The sequence below is a fragment of the Occallatibacter sp. genome, from assembly GCF_036502485.1.
Classification (GTDB): Bacteria; Acidobacteriota; Terriglobia; order Terriglobales; family Acidobacteriaceae; genus Telmatobacter.
The window spans coordinates 51,432-58,843 of record NZ_DASXYM010000027.1 but is presented as its reverse complement, the minus strand read 5'-3'; the positions used below and the strand labels follow the sequence as shown (position 1 = coordinate 58,843).

Sequence of the window (7,412 nt, the reverse complement as noted above, 5' to 3'; positions counted from 1 at the left end):
GCTCCGTAATCCTGCGCCAGCTTGACGCGGATTGCGTGCAGGCCGGGAGTGGCGTTGGAGGGGCGGAAGGTGAGCAGGTAGCGGTTGCGGGCGTGCTTGGCGGCGTCGAGCACGCGCTGCTCGAACTTCTTGTCGGTGATGAAGGTGGTGTATTCGCCGCCGCTCATCTGGGCAATCTCTTTGGTTACGTTCTTTTTGAAAGCCTGGATGAGCAGGTAGAGATCGGACAGCAGATCTTCGCCGTGGACCACGCGATTCTCGCCCGAATCTTTCAAGTCGTGGATGACTCCGGCGGTCATCGGCGAGAACTCAACCGTGAGCACCAGGACGTCGCTCTCGCCGATTTTCTTGATCAGGCCTGCAATTTTGGTGTGTTTGCTGCCGTGGTCGCGGGCCTGGCTGATGAGGAGAAGGACGCGACGGTACTCCTTGGGCTGGGTTTCAAGCAGGTCAACGGCGTAGCTGACGGTGTCGAGGATAGCGTCGCCGCCGTCGCCCGGCTCAAGGTGCTTGAGGCCCTCGCTGATCTCCTCTGACGATTTTGTGTAGTCGTTGAGCAGGTGCGGCATGGAATCGAAGCCGACCAGCGCGGCCTCGCTGTGGGGATCGGACAGAAAGGAGTCAAGCAAAGGGCCGAGCCTGGCGAACTTGTCGAATTCGAGGACGCTGGCGCCTCCCTGCTCGACGGCGATGACGAGCGCGACGGGGGCTGTGTCCATCTCCTCCTGCACGTGGACCTTTTGCGGAACGCCGTTGTCTTCGAGGATGAAGTCGTCGCCCTTGAGGCCGTAGACGACGGAGCCGTCGCGCTTCTGGACCAGGGTGGGGACGAGGACCTCCTGCGTGGTGATGCGCAGGGTGGGCTCGCTTTGCGATCCGGGCATGGGGAGAGGCGGTTCGGGGGGCGGGACCTGCTGCTGGCTCTGCGGTGTGGCGGGTTGTTGCGGAAAGATGCAGGGCGCGGCAACGATGGCGGCAACGGCACAAAGCAAAACCCGAACTCGACGGATCATTCCTGAGGGCTCCACTCCGATGATATCCATTGCTGGTTGGACGAAGCGGAGGGGCGGGTCAGAAGCCCGGAGTCTGAGCGAGGGGCCTATTTTTCAGAGCGCGCGACGGTGCCCTCCGGTACGGACATCAGCTCGTTTTTCGCCTGCTGCATGGTGATGGTCTGGGGAAGCTGCTTGAAGTGGGTCTTCACGTCGTCTTCCTGCTCGGAGATGGTTTTGAAGATCAGCGCGTGACCGTTGATGTGCACATGGGTTTCAGTGATTTGCCAGATGCCGTCGCCGGTTTCGCGGCGCTCCACGTCAAAGCTGCCGCCGGCGTTGAGCTCGCCCAGCAGACCGCCCAGGATTTTGACGTCGCGGATCATGGTGCCTTTGAGGCTGGCGATGCGAAGCTGCCTGGTGTCGACGGCCATATCGCCTTCCATGGCGGCGAAGACCCTGGCTTCCAGATCAGGTGGATCGAAGTTGGGGTCGGGAGTGAAGTGCAGGAGGGTGCTGTCGCCGTCTTCACCTTTTTTGGTCCAGATGAACGCCTTGGGGAGCATTTGCAACATCTCGGTTGCTTGCTGGTCATCGTGCACGGAGCTCTTGCGTGCCTTGGCCTGGGCGCTGGTGTCGCCGAGGAAGCGATTGATGCGATCGAGCTGCTCGGACTGGCTGAGCGGATGGCCATCGATCTGGAGAATGCGCTTGAGGCTGCCGTTGGAGGTGTCGGCAACCCATTGCTTGACGGGGTTTTCCGGCTTGCGATCGTCCTCATAGTAGAGCCACCGGGTGTGGTCGATCTGGTCTTTGGCGAGCTCGTTCTGAACCGCCTTCTCGACGAAGGCGCGGGCGTCCTGCGGGTGGTTCTGTGCCTGGGCGTTCGCAGCCGACAGGCTCACGAACCAGGCGGTCAAAAGCCATGGAAACGTCCTGCGCATCGGTCAATCTCCTGATTGCAGGCGGCAATCCTTCAGAACCGCCCCACCAAGTTGGATGCGTGTTCGAGACCGCGAAGGAGCCTGGTGAGTTCAATAGGAGCGGCAACCGAGCTTCAGGGGCAACTGTAAGAAGCTTGGTAACCGGGTGCATCGAACTGCACTAGAATGATGTCGCGGCGTGGCCGCAGAAGGGCAGGAGGTTCAGGATGAAGCTTTCCCCATTGCCGCAAATCCAAGTGTCCCAGAGGCTTGCGGGTATTCCCCGCTGGAGCGAGCGGGGCGGCGAGATTGTGAGGACGTTCGAATTCAAGGATTTCAGCGGGTCATTGAAATTCATCAATAAGGTAGGCGAACTTGCTGAAAAGGCAGGCCATCACCCGGACATCGACATTCGCTACAGCAAAGTGCGCCTGGCACTGACCACCCATGACGCGGGCGGTCTGACGGTCAAGGACTTCGATCTGGCGTCTGAGATCGATCAGGTGGGCGGGATGTAGGGACCGAGGATTTCCAGCTTCGCCGAATCGCATCAATTTTGGCCCGACCCGGTTCGCATCGTGCTATGCTCCCGTCGTGTCAGCAACGGCTTCCCTTCCTCAGATCAAAACCCGGCGGCATACGGGCCTGGTGCGGATCACGCACTGGCTGACGTTTGTCTGCTTTGTGGCGCTGCTGGTTACGGGCGCCGAAATCGTGATTTCGCATCCGCGGTTCTACTGGGGCGAGACCGGCAACGTGAACATGCAGCCGGCGTTCGTGATTCCGATTCCGGCCTCGCGGGATACGGTGCCGACCGGGTATGGGTACGTGATGCCTGACCAGAACGGATGGAGCCGGGCGCTTCATTTCGAAGCAGCGTGGGCCATGGTGCTCACCGGACTTGTGTATGGCATTGCGGGGATGGTGACAGGGCATTTCAGGAGGCACCTGCTGCCGGGGCGGGGCGAGTGGAGCTGGCGGCCGTACGGCAGGCGGATTGCGCAATATCTGAGAATGGCTCCACTGGCCGCAGACGAGGCCGGCGCGTACAACGTGCTGCAGAAAGCAGCGTACGCGGGAGTGGTGTTTGTGCTGTTTCCGGCGGTGATTGTGACGGGGCTGGCGCTGTCGCCGGGTTTCAACGCGGCGTTTCCCTGGATCGTGGATGGGCTGGGAGGGAGGCAGTCGGCGCGAACGCTGCATTTTCTGGTAACGATTGCGCTGGTGCTGTTCCTTTTGGTGCACGTGCTGATGGTGGCGGTGTCTGGGTTCCGGGGGCGCATGCGGGCGATGATTACCGGCAGCGTCGATGGGGAGGATGGTCGATGATTCCGATATCGCGCAGGAAGCTGATTACCGGCGGGCTGGTGGCGACGGCGGGTATTGCGGGCGTGGCCGCGGCGGGTCCGCTGGTGCGGCGCTATGGATTGATTCCTCCGGATTGCCGTGGGGCTTACGGCGCGGGCGAGACGTTGACGTATGGAGCGCAGCGGCTACTGACCACGAACGCGACGGCAAGGGAGTTTCCGCGGAGCATGATCTCGAAGGTTCCATTTGCGAATGAGATCGCGCCGCCCTCGGAGGGGTTCAAGAAGCTGGCGGCGGGTGGGTTCGCGGATTGGAAACTGCAGGTTGACGGCATGGTAGCGCGGCCGACGACCTTCTCGGTCTCGGATTTGAAGCGCATGCCGATGGGCAGCCACATCACGGAAGTGTCGTGCGAGGAGGGCTGGTCGTACATAGCGGAGTGGATTGGGACGCCTCTGCACGAGGTGCTGCACGAGGTGGGCGTGCTGCCGCAGGCGCGCTATATCGTGTACCGGTCGATTGAGAAAGACTGGTGGGAGAGCGTGGACATGGCGGATGCGATGCACGCGCAGACGCTGCTGACTTATGCGATGAACGATGGCGATCTGCCGGTGAAGTTCGGCGGCCCGTTAAGGCTGCGGGTGCCGCGGCAGCTGGGATACAAGAGCGTGAAGTTTGTGGTGAGTCTGACGGCCACGGATTCGATGAAGGGATTTGGCAAGGGGCTGGGTTCGGCTTCGCCGGAGGCGGGGTATGCGTGGTACGCGGGGATTTGAGGATGGTACGAAGGCCCGGTGGTATTTACTAATCGGTAATACCGATGATGTGGTCCATCGGAAACAGGGGCTGAGATTTGCCTCCTGTTTTCAGCCTGAAAAGTGAACTGGATCACATACGGTCGACCATCTAAGTCTATATATTTCAACGAGTGGCCCTTGGCATGCGCAGAGATAGAAAAGAAACAACCTAATAATTTTGTAGTAAACCACAGCAGAGTACTTTCTGGATTTGGCTCTGAGGGCAGAACAGCTCTCAGGGCACCCCACGGCTTTGTTATTGTGACAGATTCCAATTTCCGGTCTGTGATAGCGGTCACGGGTGGGTGTTTGGGCAGAGGCTGGGACGGAGTGGACTCTGTTGGTTCGAGGCGGGCGGTGAGGGGGCGGAGGATTGGAAGATCGATCCGATGTTGCGTGAGTCATCTCCGGTTCTGAATGCCTGTCGCCGGCCTTCGTAGAAACTGCCAAAACAGGCAACCGCAGATCCCTCGACTGCGCTCGGGATGACAAGTCTTATGGGGAAAGTGGCTGCGGCGGGAATGATAGGAAGAAAAGCAACGACAAAAGCAGGTCCTTCGCTGCGCTCAGGATGACAAGGTTATAAGCAGCGGTTTATAGCAGGATCAGGGGTCAGATCGGTTCGAGGCGGGCGGTGAAGTGGCGCAGAAACGGCGCCTCGTACGTAAGGCGCAGGCCGCGGATGTTCTGCCGGTTAGCCCAGACTTCGAGGATGACTTCGACCAGGTAGTCGATGTGGCTTTGGGTGTAGACGCGGCGCGGGATGGCGAGGCGGACTAAATCCATCTGCGCGGATTTAGCGAACATGAGGGTGCCGATTTCGACGCTGCGGACTCCGCCTTCGAGATACAGCTCGCAGCCGAGGGCAACGCCGGGAAACTGCTCGCTGGGGATGTGCGGGAGGAAGCCGCGCGCATCGATGTAAATGGCGTGGCCGCCGGGAGGTTGCACGATGGGCACGCCGGCGGCGGAGATGGCGCGACCGAGGTAGGCGGTGGAGGCGATGCGGTAGCGGAGGTAATCCTCTTCAAGCGCCTCCTGGATGCCGACGGCGATGGCTTCCAGATCGCGGCCGGCGAGACCGCCGTAGGTCGGATAGCCTTCCGTCAGGATGAGCAGGTCTTTCTCCTGCTGGGCGAGGAGGTCATCGTTGGTGCAAAGGAACCCGCCGATGTTGGCCATCCCGTCTTTTTTGGCGGACATGGTGCAGCCGTCGCCGTAGGTGAACATCTCCTGGGCGATCTGCCTGGGGGTGTGGTCTTCGTAGCCGGGCTCGCGCAGCTTGATGAACCAGGCGTTCTCTGCGAAACGGCAGGCGTCGAAATAGAGCGGGATATTGTGACGCTTGCAGACGGCGGAGACTTCGCGGACGTTTTGCATGCTGACGGGCTGGCCGCCGCCGGAGTTGTTGGTGACGGTGAGCATGACGAGCGGTACGCGCTCGCGCCCGACGCGCTCAATGAGGCTCTCGAGCGCGGCCACATCCATGTTGCCCTTGAAGGGATGCGTGGAGGCCGGCTGCCTGCCTTCAGTGATGACCAGGTCGAGGGCTTCAGCGCCGGTGAATTCGACGTTGGCGCGCGTGGTGTCGAAATGGGTGTTGTTGGGAACGACGTCGCCCTTCTTGCACATCACGCCGAACAGGATGCGCTCGGCGGCGCGGCCCTGGTGGGTGGGAATGACGTGGCGGAAGGCGGTGATGTCCTGTATGGAGTTCTTGAAGCGGTCGAAGCTGCGGCTGCCGGCATAGGATTCGTCGCCCTGCATGATGGCCGCCCACTGATTGGTGGACATGGCGCCGGTACCGGAGTCGGTCAACAGATCAATGAGGACATTGTCCGCATGCAGCAGGAAGAGGTTGTAGTGCGCAGCCTTCAAAAGCTCTTCGCGCTGGGCGCGGGTGGTCCAGCGGATGGGCTCGACGCTCTTGATGCGGAAGGGCTCAATGATGGTCTTGATGGGCATGATGGTTCCATTGAGGATTGTATGCGGTGCATGCGGACTGAGATGACGGCGGTTGGAGGTCCAGCTTTGGCACGCCTGGAAGCAGACCGTTGCCGCCGCCGGAAACGAGAAGCAGTTTTTCCTACGCTGTCGGCGACGCTGGGCCGTAAACCACTAGAACTTGAATACGCACGCGGCGGAGTCTTTGATTGTCTCGTTATTGTCCAAATCAATCCTGGTCAGACGGAACTCGGTGCCCTCGGTGCTCTTGGCAGCCCATATCTTCTGATCGAATTGGACGTCAGGCCACTCCAGATTGTCCGTTCCTCCCGGCTTGATGTCCTCATCGGAAAAATAGGTTGCAGGTTCAAGATGTTTGCCGGTTTTATCGACGTAAACAGCTTCGAACTCAACCGACTTGACCGCCATGCCGGATACATTTTTGAGGGCGACAAAAACCTTGTATCCGGTTCCTGACTCGGACTTTGAAATCCTTCCGGTAGTCACTTCAACCGGACATGACGCGCTGTAGGCGCTCACGGATCCAACCAGGGCGAGAGCCGCTAACCACAAATACTTCATGCACAACTCCTTCCATAATTCGGAGCAGACGCGCGGTTGAAACCAGGGTTGCTTGCTTACCCTGGGGAGCCGGTCTGCGTTCACTAAATCTAGAGTTTGCCGTACATGGAGCTGGTCCGTCTGTGATCGCGTTCACGCGTGTGATGCTCGCCTTGATTGTCCCTGTGGCGGCAGGCGCTCGAAGGCTGGATGCGCAGAGAGATATTTTTGATTAACGCGTATACAGGAAGGTGCCGCAGAGGTCAGGGGAGTTGCGCACCGCCTCGAAGGTGAAGACCGGCATGTTGGAACCGGAGAAGAAAGCGACGTGGAGGTTGCGGCCGTCAATCCAGGTGGCCATCCACTGGGTCTGCTCGGTGCCGCAGAGCGTGTTTTTATGCATGAACTTCTGGGCGGCGGCGATGTTGAGGCGGTAGAGATTGCCGGCCTGCGCCACGTTGCTGTCGGCATCAAACACGGCGCTGATTTCCACGGGCGTGAGAGCGCGAATGGGAGCAAGAGGCCAGGAGAGGAAGTTCATGGTGATCTTGCTTTCACCGATGATCAAGTCCCCGGTGATGGAAGTGGCGGTCTGGCTGGAGGCGCGCCAGTAGCCTTTGTCCTGCGCGGCGGCGGAGAGTGAGCCAAGCAGCAGGGCAAGGCCAAGGAAGATGTTTCGGTTCATAGTCAAGGATGGCATTTGACGTGGGGCAGGGTCAAAGGCAGTCGCCAGAGCGGACAGGGTCATGCCTCTCGCGGGATTTGGTCCCGGAGTTTTGGAAATTGCGCCGCCTTTTCGCGGAGTTGCCTGTCGAGGCGCCTGAGCAATTCAGCCGGAAGATGCAATCAGGATCCTGCATGCTTTCCAGAAGAAGTCCACGTAGAAT

General features: G+C 60.0%; 8 protein-coding genes. 3 read left to right on the top strand and 5 right to left on the bottom strand.

Features of this window, described 5'->3' with window-relative positions; all coding sequences use genetic code 11:
- Nucleotides 1-1,013: VWA domain-containing protein (locus VGL22_RS05105; protein WP_465265814.1), on the bottom strand; the 1,013-nt coding region annotated here is incomplete at its 3' end.
- A gap of 86 nt (nt 1,014-1,099) precedes the next feature.
- Nucleotides 1,100-1,936: a hypothetical protein gene (locus VGL22_RS05100; RefSeq protein WP_465265813.1), complete on the bottom strand. Its 837-nt coding sequence runs from the start codon at nt 1,934-1,936 to the stop codon at nt 1,100-1,102.
- A gap of 206 nt (nt 1,937-2,142) precedes the next feature.
- Between VGL22_RS05100 and VGL22_RS05095 the strand changes: the two genes are divergently transcribed.
- The 3 genes from VGL22_RS05095 to VGL22_RS05085 all read left to right on the top strand — a co-directional run bounded on the left by VGL22_RS05095 (nt 2,143) and on the right by VGL22_RS05085 (nt 3,999).
- Nucleotides 2,143-2,433 (top strand): 4a-hydroxytetrahydrobiopterin dehydratase, encoded by a 291-nt coding sequence (locus tag VGL22_RS05095; RefSeq protein WP_465265812.1) that lies wholly within the window; start codon nt 2,143-2,145, stop codon nt 2,431-2,433.
- Nucleotides 2,434-2,509: 76 nt separating this feature from the next.
- On the top strand, nt 2,510-3,244 hold the full coding sequence (locus VGL22_RS05090) for a cytochrome b/b6 domain-containing protein (protein ID WP_465265811.1): 735 nt from the start codon (nt 2,510-2,512) through the stop codon (nt 3,242-3,244).
- Nucleotides 3,241-3,999 (top strand): molybdopterin-dependent oxidoreductase, encoded by a 759-nt coding sequence (locus tag VGL22_RS05085; protein ID WP_465265810.1) that lies wholly within the window; start codon nt 3,241-3,243, stop codon nt 3,997-3,999. The genes VGL22_RS05090 and VGL22_RS05085 overlap by 4 nt, the downstream gene beginning before the upstream one ends.
- A gap of 633 nt (nt 4,000-4,632) precedes the next feature.
- Here VGL22_RS05085 and VGL22_RS05080 read toward each other — a convergent pair.
- From VGL22_RS05080 to VGL22_RS05070, 3 genes are all read right to left on the bottom strand, one after another.
- Complete coding sequence (locus VGL22_RS05080; protein WP_465265809.1) at nt 4,633-5,985, bottom strand: tryptophanase; 1,353 nt, start codon at nt 5,983-5,985, stop codon at nt 4,633-4,635.
- 153 nt (nt 5,986-6,138) lie between these two features.
- Complete coding sequence (locus VGL22_RS05075; protein ID WP_465265808.1) at nt 6,139-6,546, bottom strand: hypothetical protein; 408 nt, start codon at nt 6,544-6,546, stop codon at nt 6,139-6,141.
- Nucleotides 6,547-6,757: 211 nt separating this feature from the next.
- A complete protein-coding gene (locus VGL22_RS05070) occupies nt 6,758-7,210 on the bottom strand; it encodes a hypothetical protein (protein ID WP_465265807.1) in 453 nt (150 codons plus the stop codon).
- Nucleotides 7,211-7,412 lie beyond the last annotated feature (202 nt).

Bases quoted from the DNA above. Each gene is read 5' to 3' on its own strand.
- VGL22_RS05100 (WP_465265813.1), bottom strand. From the start codon at position 1,936: ATGCGCAGGACGTTTCCATGGCTTTTGACCGCCTGGTTCGTGAGCCTG.
- VGL22_RS05095 (WP_465265812.1), top strand. From the start codon at position 2,143: ATGAAGCTTTCCCCATTGCCGCAAATCCAAGTGTCCCAGAGGCTTGCG.
- VGL22_RS05085 (WP_465265810.1), top strand. From the start codon at position 3,241: ATGATTCCGATATCGCGCAGGAAGCTGATTACCGGCGGGCTGGTGGCG.
- VGL22_RS05080 (WP_465265809.1), bottom strand. From the start codon at position 5,985: ATGCCCATCAAGACCATCATTGAGCCCTTCCGCATCAAGAGCGTCGAG.
- VGL22_RS05075 (WP_465265808.1), bottom strand. From the start codon at position 6,546: ATGAAGTATTTGTGGTTAGCGGCTCTCGCCCTGGTTGGATCCGTGAGC.
- VGL22_RS05070 (WP_465265807.1), bottom strand. From the start codon at position 7,210: ATGAACCGAAACATCTTCCTTGGCCTTGCCCTGCTGCTTGGCTCACTC.